This is a genomic window from Brenneria sp. L3-3C-1 (assembly GCF_016456245.1).
Lineage (GTDB): Bacteria > Pseudomonadota > Gammaproteobacteria > Enterobacterales > Enterobacteriaceae > Brenneria.
In genome coordinates, this window is record NZ_JAEMHF010000014.1 from 42,801 (window position 1) to 57,957 (window position 15,157).

The 15,157-nt window shown below is 58.6% G+C and carries 11 protein-coding genes; 3 read left to right on the plus strand and 8 right to left on the minus strand.

The features are described from left to right. Window positions 1-155: 155 nt before the first annotated feature. Entirely contained in the window at window positions 156-2,222 is a 2,067-nt protein-coding gene (locus JG725_RS19115; protein WP_172288694.1) for a TonB-dependent siderophore receptor, read from the plus strand. A gap of 312 nt (window positions 2,223-2,534) precedes the next feature. Here the strand turns inward: JG725_RS19115 and JG725_RS19120 are convergent, their stop codons facing one another. The 7 genes from JG725_RS19120 to JG725_RS19150 form a co-directional block, all read right to left on the minus strand. After that, window positions 2,535-3,656 (minus strand): ABC transporter substrate-binding protein, encoded by a 1,122-nt coding sequence (locus tag JG725_RS19120; RefSeq protein WP_172288692.1) that lies wholly within the window; start codon window positions 3,654-3,656, stop codon window positions 2,535-2,537. Between the two features lie 160 nt (window positions 3,657-3,816). Further along, the gene (locus JG725_RS19125) at window positions 3,817-4,995 is read right to left on the minus strand and encodes a type III PLP-dependent enzyme (RefSeq protein ID WP_199379455.1); all 1,179 of its coding nucleotides are present in this window, start codon (window positions 4,993-4,995) and stop codon (window positions 3,817-3,819) included. Beyond that, on the minus strand, window positions 4,992-6,761 hold the full coding sequence (locus JG725_RS19130) for an IucA/IucC family siderophore biosynthesis protein (RefSeq protein ID WP_199379457.1): 1,770 nt from the start codon (window positions 6,759-6,761) through the stop codon (window positions 4,992-4,994). Before JG725_RS19130 ends, JG725_RS19125 begins: the two co-directional genes overlap by 4 nt. Continuing rightward, a complete protein-coding gene (locus JG725_RS19135; RefSeq protein ID WP_199379459.1) occupies window positions 6,736-7,905 on the minus strand; it encodes an MFS transporter in 1,170 nt (389 codons plus the stop codon). Before JG725_RS19135 ends, JG725_RS19130 begins: the two co-directional genes overlap by 26 nt. Beyond that, window positions 7,905-9,620, minus strand: coding sequence for an IucA/IucC family protein (locus tag JG725_RS19140; protein ID WP_233356503.1), 1,716 nt, complete (start codon window positions 9,618-9,620; stop codon window positions 7,905-7,907). The genes JG725_RS19135 and JG725_RS19140 overlap by 1 nt, the downstream gene beginning before the upstream one ends. Next, the gene (locus JG725_RS19145) at window positions 9,617-10,783 is read right to left on the minus strand and encodes a siderophore biosynthesis protein PvsA (RefSeq protein WP_199379461.1); all 1,167 of its coding nucleotides are present in this window, start codon (window positions 10,781-10,783) and stop codon (window positions 9,617-9,619) included. The genes JG725_RS19140 and JG725_RS19145 overlap by 4 nt, the downstream gene beginning before the upstream one ends. Window positions 10,784-10,812: 29 nt before the next feature. Continuing rightward, window positions 10,813-11,595, minus strand: coding sequence for an aldolase/citrate lyase family protein (locus tag JG725_RS19150; protein ID WP_330529056.1), 783 nt, complete (start codon window positions 11,593-11,595; stop codon window positions 10,813-10,815). Window positions 11,596-12,008: 413 nt separating this feature from the next. On the opposite strand from JG725_RS19150, the gene JG725_RS19155 reads away from it, so the two are divergent. Further along, entirely contained in the window at window positions 12,009-12,800 is a 792-nt protein-coding gene (locus JG725_RS19155; protein WP_199379463.1) for a siderophore-interacting protein, read from the plus strand. Window positions 12,801-12,918: 118 nt separating this feature from the next. Here the strand turns inward: JG725_RS19155 and JG725_RS19160 are convergent, their stop codons facing one another. Continuing rightward, complete coding sequence (locus JG725_RS19160) at window positions 12,919-13,620, minus strand: GntR family transcriptional regulator (protein ID WP_172288680.1); 702 nt, start codon at window positions 13,618-13,620, stop codon at window positions 12,919-12,921. A gap of 250 nt (window positions 13,621-13,870) precedes the next feature. On the opposite strand from JG725_RS19160, the gene JG725_RS19165 reads away from it, so the two are divergent. Next, a complete protein-coding gene (locus JG725_RS19165) occupies window positions 13,871-15,076 on the plus strand; it encodes a Zn-dependent hydrolase (protein ID WP_172288678.1) in 1,206 nt (401 codons plus the stop codon). Window positions 15,077-15,157: the final 81 nt, after the last annotated feature.

Genomic DNA, 15,157 nt, shown 5'->3' on the forward strand with positions numbered 1-15,157 from the left:
TCAACAACGTATTTCCCGCTTTAGATAACTCCTCTGCTGGCTGAATTGTGTGCAAAAAATGAAGAATCGTCCAGAAGTGTAAAGATATCGTTTTATTTTGGTAAAGATTATCAATATGATTATGCGAATCATTAACAACAAGAAGGATGTTATTCATGCAGCACAGCCGTATCGCCAGCGCCGTGGCGTTGATTCTTTTCAGCAATACAGCATGGTCAGATGAGGGAACTATCACCGTTAATGGCAATATTTTAGGTGATTCCAGAGCGGAAGAGGTGAAAACCTGGGCGGGCAACCGTACCGTCATCACACATGAACAGCTTCATCAGGGTGCGAACCGGACGTTGGATGATGCGTTGCAGCGCGTGCCCGGGGTGAAAATTCAGGATGAAACCGGCACGGGAATTCTGCCGCAGATTGCGGTTCGCGGTTTGTACGACAGCCGCAGCGGGCGCTCCCAGATCCTGCAAGACGGCATTCCGCTGGCGCTGGCGCCCTATGGTCAGGAAGGCATGTCGTTGTTCCCCACCAGTTTCGCCACCATCGACCGTATTGATGTGGTGCGCGGCGGAGCGGCGGTGCAGTACGGGCCGAACAACGTCGGCGGCGTAATCAACCTGATCAGTAAACCGATCCCGGTTGCCTGGGAAAATGAAATCGCCGAACGCGCCACGTTCTTCGGCCGCGGCCGCAATCTGTGGGATACCTATCTGCGTACCGGCGGCATGATTAATGATAGCTTCGGCCTTCAGTTGGAAGCCAACCAGGTGAAAGGCAATTCGTTCCGCGAACACAGCGCCAGTAAGGTGCAAAACTACCGTATCCGCGGGTTGTGGAACATCAACGACGAGACCAGCCTTGATCTTTCTTACCAGTATTACGATGCCCATGCCGAGCTGGCCGGGGCGCTGTCCGGCGCGGATTACCGCGCCGATCGTCGTCAGAGCACGCGTCCGTGGGATGATTACGACGGTCACACCAAGCGCTATAGCGCAGTCTATAACCAGCAATTGGGATCGCTTGGCTTTGTCGATTCGGCGGAGTTTAACTGGATGTTTTTCGGTCATCAATCCGACCGTGATTTCCACGTCGGGATGAGCGGGGTGGCGGGTCAGACCTGGAACCCCGCGTTGCCTGCGAGGATCGTGCAGAACTCGCCGCGCAGCTTCAACGTCTGGGGAACGGAGCCTCGCCTGAGCCTGGATATTGACGGCGATAGCGTGAACCAGCAGTGGATTATCGGGGCGCGCTTTATTAAAGAAGAGATCGACTATCAGGTGAAACAGCGTACGTTGGCCAGCGGCGCCACGGCCACCACCCGCGATTGGGATTTCGACGACCGGGCCTGGGCCGGTTATATCAGCAACGCGGTCAAACTGCTGGACGATCGTCTGACCATTACTCCCGGCGTGCGTTTTGAGCGTGTGACCGAAAAATACGCCGATAAGATCACCGGCGTAAATACTTCCGCGCAGGATGCCCAGTGGCTGCCGGGGCTGACGGTCGGCTATCAGTTGGCGCCGGAATGGTTCCTCTATGCCAACACTCAGAAGAGCCTGCGCCCGGCGCAGGTGACGCAGATCGTGAAAGGCGGCGATGTCAGCTCGGAACTGGCCTGGAACTATGAGAGCGGCGTACGTTACAGCCCGGCGGATAACGTCAGCCTGAGCGCCGGCCTGTACCGTATCGACTATAAAGATCAGATTTCCTATGAAAACACCTCGGACCGTTTCCTGAATATGGGGAAAACCCGCCATCAGGGTGTCGAACTGGAAGGATTCTGGAGTCCGGCCGCGCTGGACGGCCTGAAGCTGCACGCCGGTTATGCCTATCTTGATGCGGAACAGCTGAACGGACAGAATCAGGGCAAGCGCGTCCCTTATGCCTCTCGTCACCAGCTTACGCTGGACGGCAGCTACGCATGGCGCGGCACCACCTTTACCCTGTCAAGCTACTATTTCAGCAAGTCCTTTTCCGATGCGGCGAACACCGTGCGTGACAACAGCACTGAATCCGCGGGGCAGCAGCCGTCTTACTGGGTATGGAATGCGCAGGTCAGCCGCGATCTGTACAAGTCCGGCCGTAATCTGCTGAGCGGCTATGTTGCGGTGAATAATCTGTTCGACAAAGAGTACTGGTACCGCGGTATTGATACCAGTCCGTGGGGACGCCAGCCGGCGCCGGGACGTTCCGTGACCGCTGGACTGAGCTATAAGTTCTGATACCGGTTTGATCGCCCATCGGTATAGCCCGCTCCTGTTGGAGCGGGCTGAGTTTGCTGACAAAGTCTGGTGAGCGGCGATAATGGATGGATCGTAAAGACGCTGCAAGTACGTCCCTGTAAGCTCGAACCGCGCCATCCCTGGCGCGGACGCTTTACTCTTCCATTCCATTATCACCGTTCGATAAAGGGTGATAGGTTTGTCAACGGTCTGAGCCCGCTCCTGTTGGAGCGGGCTTTTTATAACGGGCGCCCTGTCCGTCACTCTATGGGCCGTTGCTACGCAACGTTGAAAAACGTTCCCGAGGTTTATTTACGGCTGAAGAAAGAATAACCCGCTGTATTCCACGCCGGTGAAATCACGATATAGCGCCTCCAAATCCGCCTGCGGATCGACATCGGCGAATAGCTGTGGATGAAGAAATTTGGCAATCGCCTCCAATGCGATAACGTTGAACGGGCTGTCGTAGAACTGGTGATAAACCGCCATCACTTTTTTCTGCCGCACCGCCGGTATCGGGGCAACGCCGTTTCGCGCCATCAGATGCAACAGTCTCGGCAGGGCGGTTTCGCGGCTGGCTTCATAGCCTAGCGGCACCGCGAGCGATTCTTTACCGCGCTGGCTCCAGTCCGCGCCGCTTAACAGATAATAATCCGGGTTGCTGGTAATCAGCAGTTCCGGGCTGACGTCTGCGCCCTGAACGGGGACTTTCTCCGCCAGCAGATTGCGCCCGCCGGCGGCGGCAATAAATTCTCCGTAGCTATTGCGGCCAAATACCGCGCAGCAGGTGTCGCCGGTCATGCCGGCATGGTTCTCAAATACCACGCCGGGTCGCTGATTTTCCGGAAGGGTGAGCACCCGATCCTGCACGCGTTGATAAAGTTGCCGCCAGCGTTGGATAAAACGTTCCGCGTTCTGTTGTTCGCCGAACACCTCGCCCAGCAAGCGGATACTGTCTGGCGCATGGGTCAGCGGACGCTGACGGAAATCGATGAAAATCACCGCGATGCCGCTCTTTTCCAACATCGCCAACGTGCCGTTGCCTTGTAGCTTGGGCAGAACGCCGATATCGAATACGATCAGATCGGGGCGCAGCGTGAGTGCGCGTTCGACGCTGAAATCGCTGCGGTAGGGGTTGTCAAACACCGTAATCTGTTTGAGCTGCGGATAGCGCTGCGCATAGTGGCGGGCCATATCCGGCGCGCGAACCCGCAGCGAGTCGTCCCAGGCGATAATGTTTTTCAGCGGTTCGGCCGGATGGAGAATGTTGACCGCCAGCAGCAGGCGGCTGTCGGCCAGCATCACCCGCGAGACCGGCGCGTCAACGGTGACATGCCGTCCGGCGATGTCCTGCACCGTGACGGGCGCCGCGCGGACAAGGGAGGACGTCATGATGCACAGCAGTAACAGTAAACGACGGGGGAACCTGATCATGGTTTTGCTCGTTGGGTTAAAGATGATAGCGAAATGTAAAGTGAATCGACGCTTAAAACAATCGATGCTTAAAACAATCGACTCTTAAAACAATCGATGCTTAAAGCAATCGGTTCTTAAAACAGGCGCGCCATCGGCGTGACGGCCGGTGGCGCTGCCGTCACTCAAGCCATAGCACTTCCGGCGGAGCGTGCATCAGGAAATTCTGGTGTGAGATGTTCCAGGCATAGGCCCCGGCCAGACTGAATACCAGCCAGTCGCCGATCGCCAGGGCCGCGACGGGCTGCTGTCGCGCCAGCACATCTTTGGGGGTGCAAAGTTGCCCCACCAGCGTAACCGGCTGATTTTCGACGGCCGGCGCATGCTGTTCGCGTCTTAGTACGCTGAACGGATGATTATGCCCCTGAGCTGCCGGGGTGCGAAAATGGTGGGTGCCGCCGTGGCCGATGGCGAACCACTCGCCCAGATTGCGCTTGATATCCAGCACTTCCATCACATAGTAGCCGCAGCCCGCGCTGATATAGCGGCCGCACTCGAAGCGCAGTTTAAGGTGCCCGGCCTGACATTCGCTAATTACCGCCGGCAAGCGCCGGCAGAATGTCGCCCAGTCGAAGTGCGCCGTCGGATCGCGGTAGTTGATGCCGATCCCGCCGCCGACGTTGACCTGTTGGATCTGCACGTCGAACTGCTCGCACCAGCGGGCGACCTGTCGCAGATACAGACGCATTAACGCCAGATGATTTTCCACCGCCAGTTGATGGGACATCAGGTGGAAATGAAAACCGGTTAAGCTTAGCCAGCGGCATGCGTCGATGGCGGCGATAGCCAACGGCAGCTCGGCGGCGTCCAGTCCGAATGGCGTCGGCTTGCCGCCCATCATTAACCGGGTGCCGTCGATGCCGGTCAGCGGAATGTTCATCCGCAGCATCACCCTGACCGGGCGTTGACGCCGCGTGGCGATATCGCTCAGCCGCCGCAACTCGGTCAGGCTCTCCACATGGATGGCGTCGATTTCCAGTTCTACCGCCGTTTCCAGTTCCGCAGGCAGTTTGCCCGGCCCGCCGAAAATCAACGGACTGTCCGGCACCTGATCCCGCAACCAGCGCAATTCGCCGCCGGAGGCGGCCTCGAAGCCGTCCACCCACGGCGCCAGCGTATGCAGGATCGCTTTTTCCGGGTTGGCTTTGGCCGCGTAAAACAGTTCGCACTGCGCAGGCAGAGCGGCGCGCATGGCGGCAATATGCGCGCGCAGCGCCGACAGGTCATAGACATAAGCGCAAAATGGCGCGCTACGCGTCTGCTGTAAACGATCGAGCGTTTGATAAACCAAAGGCGTCATACAGGAGCCCTCATAGGATGTGCGATCGGCGTATAGTCGGCCTGCTTATCCGCGCGTTGCAACAGACGGGTGCGCAGGTTGTTTTTGGACGGGATTTTGGCGCCTGACAGCAAGGCGGCGATTTCCGGCTCGCGCCGCCAGCCCGTCAGGCGTTGCGCCAGCGTATTCCATAATTGTTGCTCCAACGTTCGGTCGCCGCCGGCCAGGTGGAACAACGCTTCGGAAAGGTTGTTGATCAGCAGACAGTAGGCGATGCGTTGCCAGCCTTTGTCGCGCGGATACCAGACCGACTGCCGCGCCCGCTCCGACATACCGCTAAGCGCGGCGGCGGGCCAGCGTGACGGGTCGAGTTTGGTGCCTTCCAGATCGCGTATCCACACGCGGTGCGGCAGGCCGTTTTGCAACCCGATCAGGGTATTTTGCAGATGGGGTTCGAAAATGACGCCTTCATTAAAGAAAGCGTTGAGCACTCCCGGCAGCAGCACATCAAGATAGGCGGTCAGCCACCGTTGGCTGGCGTCGGCCCATGACAGATCGCGCTGCGCGGCCAGACGGGCGATGAACGGGGCGATCAGGCTATTGCCCTGGCGATCCCAGGCAAAGAGCGCGGCGGCCATTTCCACCTGGCAATCCAGACGGGTGGCCGGCGGCAGGTTTTCACGGTACAGGATACCGAAGCACTCCTGCAAATGGCGCGCCTCCTGCGCATCGGCGCCGGGGATCAGGCTGAAATCCAGACTGCTGGCGGCCGGTTCGCGCATGATGTGAAAACCCGGCGTCTGGTTTTCCAGTCGACAAAAGGTCTCCGCCAGCAGCGTGTTCAGCGCGACGGCGCTTTCCAGTTCATACCAGGCGTTTTTGCGCACGCAGTTGGTCAGGCGCACGTGGATGGAGCATTTCAGGAACCAGGGTAATCCGGCCTGATACAGCGTGCGCACCGACGACGTGGGATAAAACGGCGCGCCGCGTAAGCCCAGCGGGGCGATCAGCCCTTGACGCCGCGCCTGCTGGTAGAGCGGCGAGCGGAGGATATGATCGGCTTCCCAGGGATGGCAGGGATAGGCGTGGGCTTCATCGGTCAACGTGGACAAGATGGCGACGGCCCGTGCGTCTCCCTGCTGTTGCAGCAGTCGGGGATCGATGCGAAACCAGTACAGCGGAAAGTGCGCGCCGGCCTCCGGCGAGCAGGCCAGCAACGCCTCGGGATCGACGCCGCTGCGGCTTTTGGGCGTCGGGTGCATCGGGTGGCCCCAAATCAAGCTCTGTTCGCTGCGCACAAAATTGTCGGGATACGCCGGGAGCGGCGTCTCAAGAAAGGCGTGCGTCACGCGAATACTGTTCTCGATCTGTTCCACCAGTTCGGGGTTGATCCCCTGTTGCAACTGCGCGGCCATCTCTTCCTGTAACAATCGTATAGCCTCCCCGGCGCAGATCGCCCGCCAGGGTTTGCCGAACTGCTTGATGAACGGGGTGCTGTTATAACGCCCGCGCCCCAGCAGACTCCAGCGATCGGCCTTAATCGCCAATTGCCGCTGGCTGGCGCATAAGTCGATCACCACCACATCGCCGGCAAGCATCTTGCTGGCCAGCGCCTGCGGAATATTGCCGCCGGACGCCGTTCGGACCTGACCGGCCGGCTGGGCGAACTCGCGGATATAGCAGTTGAGCAGCGCGGTGAAGGTGGCGTATTCCGCGGCATCACGCAGCGGGGCGGCGATAAACGCATCGGTCCCCGGTTTTTCATGGACGGCGAGCGAGGTCTTCATAGGTTGACTCCTTAAACGGGGAGAACAGAAAAATAAACAACGCCAATCCGGCGACGACGCCGGAAGCGATAAAGGGGGCGCTAACGGAAAAGTGGGCGCACAGCCAGGCCGCGCTTAAACCGGCGGCGACGCCGGCCCATTTGCCGGCGGCATCCAGACGGCCGAACTCGTGGCCGGCGTTGTGGCTGGCGATCGTCTGGCTGATAAGCCGGTTGATGCCGTTATAGCCAAACAGAATACCGATGCCGAATAGGGTGCGCGCCGCCAGCAACGCGACGGCGCTGTCCAGCACGCTGTGCCAGAACGCGGCGATAACCATCAGCGTCAGACCATAGCCCAGATGCCCGGAAGATGCCGTGACGCGCTGTAGCAGCGGAAGCAGCAACAGATAAAGCAGATGCGGCCAGCTGTAAAACAGGCCTATGCGGCTTTCGCCGCTGAGCCAGTGCTGAGCGAACGGCAGAAAATAGGGAAAGGTCACCACCATGGCGAAGTTAAACAGAAACTGTAACGACAACAGCCGGATCGCGGCGGGATGACGCGGTTCGCCGGGAAGCGCCGGTTGCGGCCGTGATGACGGATGGCGCGGCGCATCGTCAAGGGGCAACGACAGCGACAGCACAAACCCGGCCAGCGGCAGGACGGCCAGCCACAGGTACAGCCGTAAGGTCGGAACCGGGGTGGCGCTGATGAGTAAGCCCAATCCGGCAGGGGCGCACAGCAGCGCCAGCCGGGCGGAAAACTGCGTCCAGTTCAGGGCGTTGCCGAGCGCCGCGCCGCTGAGACTGACGGCCAAATAGCCATTGGCCGCGGCCAGCGTCCCGCCGGCAATGCCCTGAAGCAGCAACGCCGCGATAAGCCACGGCAATGACGGAGCCAGCCCCGCCATGACAAAGGCCGCCGTTAAACCGAGCAATGCCCGCTGGAGCGACAACCGGCGGCCGAAACGATCGGCAAAGCGCCCCCACAGCGGCGCGCTTAGCGCCGTCGCCACCGTGGGCAGACTGTATAACACGCCGATCCACAAACTATCGGCATGGATGCCGAATCCCTGCAACAGCGTCGGCAAAAACAGCGGAACGCCCAGTACGGTAAAGGCCGCCAGAAAATGGCAGGCCAGCACTACGGTCAGAACGCCGCGCATTATTCCGCGACCTGGCGTAAAAAGTTCGGGCCGCTCTGTCCGTAGTATTTGTTGATATCCGCCGCGCCGGAAGCCTGTTTGCTGAGCAGACTGCCGCTGAGCAGGAGATATTTCACCGGCTGATAAGTCTCTTCAAACAGTATCTGCCGGGGGAGACGGGTATCAACGCCTTGTCGATCCAATCGTCGCAGGGTGGCGAGCAGCGCCTGCCGCAGGGTGTGATAACCCTGTCGGCGATCCAGCGCGCCGCGGTCGGCGAGATTTTCCAGTACAGCGGCGAGATCCAGTTGCAGAGTGATGGTGATAAACATCTGCGCCAGCGCGCGCTCATCCTCAACCCGAATGCGTTCGTCAAGCAGTTCGGCGACGCGCGCCTGGAGATCCGGGCGCGCGGCCGCGAAGCGTTGCGGCCAGAGTCGGGCGGCATCGTTATCCTTCATCACCAGCGACGGCGGTTGCCCGGGCGTAAAGCTGATAATCGCATTCTGCTGATTGGACTCCAGCGCGATGCCGTAGCGCAGCCATAAGGTCAGATGGACGTCGCTCATCAGTTGGCAATAGTCTTGCCACCAGTCTTCCAGCGCCGGCATGCCGGGCTGGTCGAGCACAAATTCCAGATAGGCGCGGCCGTCCGGCATGGCGCTGCCCAGCGCCGCCACCGGCGCCAGGGTTTCGTCCTGACGCGGCTGCGGATAGCGGCGCACCAGAAAGGCGAACAGTTTTTCATCGCCCAGATGGCCGCAGAATGATTCATCCACGTGACGATACCGCCCCTGTAGCATGGGATCGCGGGCCGCCAACTGCGGCAGCACCTGCGCGAACCATTGTCCGTCGTACAGCGTTGAAGGCTTTATCAGCCGGATGTTTTTTTGTCCCAGCGTGCGCATCGCCAAAGGGATCTTGATGTGCGTATCCGGGAAATCCGCGAGCTGCACGGTACGCACGGACAGCGTGGGATATACGTTTAGCCAGGGCAGCGGCGCGGCAATGGCGTCGTCCGGCAGCGAGGATAGCTGTTCCCAGGTCAGAGGATGCACCGGGATCAGGGTGTGGCTGTGGCGCAGGTCGCAGGCCAGCCCCACCTGGGCAAATGACGGCCACCAGTCCGGATGCGCACCGGGGCGCGTCAGCGTCAGCGATGCGGCGGGCACGGCCAGCCAGCGCAGCAAAAACGGCGAGCAAAACTCCGGCGCGTAGCGGCTTAGCTGGTCGGTGCTGAAGCCAAACTTGGCGCGTGCGGTGGGATAGTAGGGGTGATCGAGATAGCTGGCCATCTGATCGGCATGACGCAGGCGCTCACCCCAACTGCGCGCCGGCAGCGGACGGGCGAGGTCGTCGCGCTGTTGCAAAAACGCCTGATGGCAAAGTTCTCCCTGTTCGCAGGCGGCGTCGGCTTCTTGCTGGTAGCTGGCGTACAACTGCCGGGTTTCGTCATCCCGATCGGGCATCAGCAGCGCCAGCCAGTCGGCATAACCCGTCTGCGTTTGCCAGCCTTCGCCCGCGGGTATCTGCCAGCGCGGGGCGACGGCCACCCATGACTGCATATAATCGCTGCTTTGCACCTGAATACGCAGCGGCGTATTGAGATGGGCGGCGTACAGCCAGTATTCCCCGTCCTGCCGGCGAATGTCGCCGCGGCTGACCAGCGCCGACACGTCTTCCCGCAGGCTGGCGTTAATGATGCGCAGGGTAATGTAATCCTGATGATTCATCATGCGATCTCCCAACGCAGCTGGGCCAGCGTTTGCTGTTCCAGTTGACGCAGCGCCGCGCTGTCCCGGGCTTCGACATACAACACGCCGAGGTAATCTTTATTGGAATGCGTCAGCGTGATGCGCTCGCCCTGCGTTTTCAGCGGGCGATACCGGACGCCTTCACGTAGCGTGGGCCGGGGCGCCTGATGCAGCGTGCCTTCTTTTCCGGCGACCAGATAATGGATCAGCGCCTGGGTGGCGGCGGCGGGAACGGCGGGAACCGGCTGCCCCAGATGCAGTTGCAGGATGGGGGTGAACCAGCCGCCGGGCAGAATGCGATCCAGCAAGAATTCACGACCGTCGCCGATGCTGCGGTAGTTTATCTCCACCAGCACCGGCCCCTGCGGCGTGGCGATGAATTCGCTGTGGCAGACGCCGAAACCCACGCCAAAACGGCGCAACTGTTCCAGCGCCTGTCGCCGCCACTTCACGCCGTGTTCGCCCTGCCAGACGGCGCGCGTTTCGACAAAGTGAGGCGGCGGCGACAGTTCAACGTCAAAGCCGCCAATCGGCAGCAACGTCTGACCGTCGCCCAGCGTTTCCAGCGTAAACAGCGGCCCGGCAATAAACTGCTCCAGCAGTAGCGTCGGGCGGGCGGGATGCGCGGTGAGGAACTGCTGCATCCGATCGGCGTTCTCGATCAGACTGACGTCCATAGAGGCCACGCCCTGACTGGGCTTGACCACCAGCGGCCACGGCCAGTCCGGTGCGACGGGCGTCTCGGGCAATAGTTGCGTCGACCAGGTGGAGGGCAGCCCCAGCGTGGTTAACCGCTGACGCATGCGCCATTTTTCCTTGGCGGCGTAACAGATGCGCCAGTCTTTGCCGGGCAGGCCGAGCGCTTCGGCGGCAATCGCGACGGCGGTCTGAAGATGGTCGCTGTTGGAGAACAGGGCGGCAGGCTGGATACCGCCATCGGTAAGGGTATCGAGAATGGCCAGCGGGTTAAACACATCGCATTCGAGGATCTTCACCTGGCCGGCCAACGCCCGATTATGTGCCATGCCCTGATCGGTCAGCAGCAGGACGGGATAACCCAGTTGACGGGCGGCGGGGATAAAACCTTCTGTCACGGCGGCGTTGACCACGTGGCTGACGATCACCAAAGGAGACTTTTGCGGCATGATAATTACCTGTTTTATAACGAAAATGGTTATTCGGGATAGGAAAAAGCGGTGGGTTTGATCTCATCAAGGCGCTGGCGCAGGCTACGGAACAGAAATCCGCGATCCTCGCCGCATAGCCAGACCCGTATGCCGGACTCACGCCAGTAATTCAGCTGTTCGGCCGTTCGGGGATTGGCGCAGAAAGGCACGTCGGCCGACTGACAGCGTTGCGCCAGCCGGCGGATATGCGCTTCCACGTCCGCATGATGGGGAACCGGGCCTAAGCCGAGATCCAGCGCCAGATCCAGCGCGCCTTCCATAATCATGCTGACGCCCTCGACCGCCAGGATGTCGTCGATGGCGGCGAGACCGGCGGCGGTTTCAATCATCGGTATCAGCAGCAGACCCTGATTAGCCTGTTGGATATACTCGGCCAGCGGCAGGGCGCCAAAACCGGTCACGCTGCCGCCGGTAATGCCGCGCTTGCCTTGCGGCGGGAAACGCATGGCATCGCGTACCGCCAGTACCTGTTCGGCGCTTTCCGCCTGGGGGATGACGATGCCATGCGCGCCCATATCCAGTACGCGGCCGATCAGTTTGTGGTCGGGCCGCGGGATGCGCACCAGCGGCGCGCAGCGGTGGAACTGGGCAATGTGGATACACTGCTGTAACAGCGTTTCGTTGTGGGGGAGATGCTCCAGATCGAGGATCACAAAGTCGTATCCGGCGCAGGCGATCATTTCCACGATGGTCGGGTGGGGAACCGAGTTCAGCATACCCAATATTGCCTGTTGAACCGGTTTATGCGGGTGCAGATGTAATGACAACACATTATCTCTCCATGTTAATGATAATCATTTTCGTAAAGATAATCATTAGCAATGTGAGATTATAGTGAAAAGATGTTACATAATGTTTACTTATGCGTTGTCCCATTAGCATTTTGATGAAGCCACCATCAGCGGCGTCAATATCCGCGCGTTATCTCATCTTGTGCTTAACAGGCGATGTACCTATTATCTGTAGCGAAATGGAAATGATTCTCAACTATGAAAGCGGATTCACTGACGCCGGTTTTTGCCGAAATCATTCCATTGGGACGCAAGGCGAGGATGACGATGCTTGCCGCGACTGACCTGTTTTGATGAACATCGATTTTATTACCCGACTGCGCACCGCAGAGGATGACGGCAGGATGTTGGCTTAATCATGCGTCAGCGGCGGTGGATTAAGGAGACTTCTTTTGGTTAAACAGACTGACGATAACGATAAGCGTGCGCCGCAGCGCGTGCGTAACGAATTGCGTTTCCGACACATCAGCGTGGCTAATAAAACCCGCGTGGCGGATAGCTTCTGGCGCATTCAGTTCACCGGCGCGGAGCTAATGGGTTTTAACTCGCCGGGTTTCGACGACCATATCAAACTCTTTTTCCCCGATCCGAAAAACGGCGAACTGAATCTACCGGAGGTGTCGGCGGAAGGCATCGTTTGGCAAGAGGGCCAACGTCCTGTCGGGCGCGATTACACGCCGTTGGAATTTGACGGTGAGAATTCGTTGACGCTGGATTTTTATATCCATCAGGGCGGGGTGGCCAGCGACTGGGCCGAGCGTGCGCGGCCGGGAGACGAGCTGGTTATTGGCGGCCCGCGTGGATCGCTAATCGTGCCGGATGATTATCATTTTCAGCTTTACGTCTGCGATGAAACCGGCCTCCCGGCGTTCAAACGCCGCCGGCCCGCCATTAAAGCGGAGCAACTCCATCTGTTCGCTTATACCGATGAATCCACGGGCCGCGGCTATCTGGACGATCTCAATGGCGTTGACGTCAACTGGTTGGGGAACGGAATGATGCATACCGATAACCTCGACAGGCTCATCGGCGCGCTGGACAAGATCTCGCTGCCGACTGACGACTATTTCATCTGGTTGACCGGCGAAAGCGAGACGGTAAAAAGGCTGAGCGATTATTTTATCCAGCGCCGCGGCTGTGACGAGACTTTCGTTCGCGCCATCGCCTACTGGCACCGGAAGTAAATTCACCCTTCATTCGCCGTTGTCTCTGCGCTGTCAGGCCAGCGGCGCGTTGATGCTCCCGGTTTCCATGTGACAATCAGACCGCCGAAATCGGAAGTCCTGATGAGTCGGGGAACCATTAAGGCAGGAATAAATCGTAAATATCCGCTTCGGCGTGACGCGTTTCGCTCAGATCGAGATTGGAAATGATGTGCTCGATATGATGCTCCATTTTACGGATAGCACCGGTTACATCTTTGTTGGCGATACTGTCGACCAAACCGGCATGTTCATCCGTCATACAGAGGATGTCGGTTTTCGGTTCATACATTGACTGAACCAGGATGCAGCGCTGTATTATCAGATAAACCATTCGTTCAATGACCGGGTTGCCGACGATGCGGGCCAGGGTGAAATGGAACTCGGCGGTGATACGGTTGACGTCATTGCGGCGTGCGTCAAAGGCGGTTTTTTCACGTTCAAGCAGGGCGCGCAGCTCCACGATATCGGCAGGTTGCACACGCTCGCAGACAAGTTGGATCATAATGTATTCCAGCTTTCGACGGGCTTCGAAGACATGTTTCGCATCAGCCACGGTAGGCCGCGCAATAAACACCCCCTGATGTAGCTTGAATTCGACAATATCCTCCTCGCGCAGACGTTCGAGTACGCGCCTTACTCTGGAGCGAGGAATATTATAGCTTTCAGCAAGCTTAACCTCATTGAGGTGATGTCCGGGGCGCAGTTTTTTGTCGATAATTGCGTTAATCAGGTGATTATAAATCAGGTCTTCACTGGGATGTTTCCCCCGGATCCTGTCGTTATTACTCTGTCCAGTCATGTCTTCCCACGTCTATGTGTTTTAACTTTCAGATAACCAGCGATTCAACTCTATTCAATCATAATATGAATGAATAACAGTTTTATGCCGGGGCCAGCAACAAAAATCTTTATTGCACCGCACGCGCGATTCTTTCCTTGCTGGTCATTCATCCTGTTGCAAATGTTGGCATATTTTGTGCTTGTTTTATTGCGTGCAATTGTGCATGTAAAAATGCCTGTTTCTACTATGCAGCGTCAGGGGAAAGAAAATGAGCAACAAAGTGGATAGCGAGTTATTCCTTAACGATCTTTATGAGCTACGAAAAATTGGCGCCTATAAAACCGGCGTGAGTCGTCCCACCTACAGCGCCGCCGATATGGAGAGCCGTCGCTGGCTGATGCGGCGTATGACGGATGTCGGTCTTGAGGCCACAATGGATGGCATTGGCAATGTATTCGGACGGACGAACAAACCGGGGCCAAAAGTCTTGGTCGGCAGCCATATTGAAAGTCAGATAGAAGCGGGCTGGCTTGATGGCGCGCTTGGCGTCGTTGCCGGCGTGGCGTTGGCACGCGCGGGTTTCGCCGTCGACGTTTGCGCATTCGCCGATGAAGAGGGGCATTTTTCCGGCGGTTATCTGGGAAGCCGCAGCATCGTCGGGGCATTGACTGAAGAGGAGATCGACCAAAGCCGTGGCCGTCATAATGGCCCTCCGCTGCGTTCGGCGCTGGAAGCCGCCGGGCTTGCGGGTATTCCTCGCCTCCAGATCGATCCGGAGCGCTACCGGGGTTTTTTCGAAATGCATATTGAGCAGGGAACCCAGTTGGAAAATGCCGGTCTTCGCCTCGGCGTGGTGAGCGGCATTGTCGGTATCTGGACCTGGCGCATCGTCATTGAAGGCCAGCAGGATCATGCCGGCGGGACGCGGATGAGTGAACGACGCGATGCGGGCCTTGCCGCAGTGCGGCTGCTCAGCGATCTCGATCGGCTTTTCCCCACCGTTTGCAGCGAATACAGTACCTGGACCACGTGTAATATCACTCTCGATCCGGGCGCGCCGTCTGCCGTTATCCCGGGACGGGCGGAGATTTTCCTTGAGTTCCGCGATATTTCCGCAGCCGTGCTTGAACGTATGGAGCAGACGCTCAGAAGCGTCGTGCAGGAAAGTAACCGGCGCGATCGCTGCAAGGCGACCTTAATTTCCACGACGAAATCGATGCCGGTTATCTGTGATAGCGACATGATGTCGTGCCTTGAAGCCGCCTCAACCGAACTCGCCCCAACGGCCTGGCAGGTGATGCCCAGCGGCGCCGGCCATGACGCCAAAATGATTGCCAAAAAGCTGCCCGTCGCCATGCTGTTTGTCCCGTCGATTGGCGGCGTCAGTCACCACTGGACGGAAGATACCGCGGACGCCGATCTGATTCTGGGAATTGAAGTGCTGGCTCAAGGGGTTAGTCGTTTTCTTTCATAATCAACTTGGTCGGGTAATCGCTTTGCTTCAACACCATGCCCTATAAAGGAGCAATATCACCGTGGTTGCACATTTATAGCG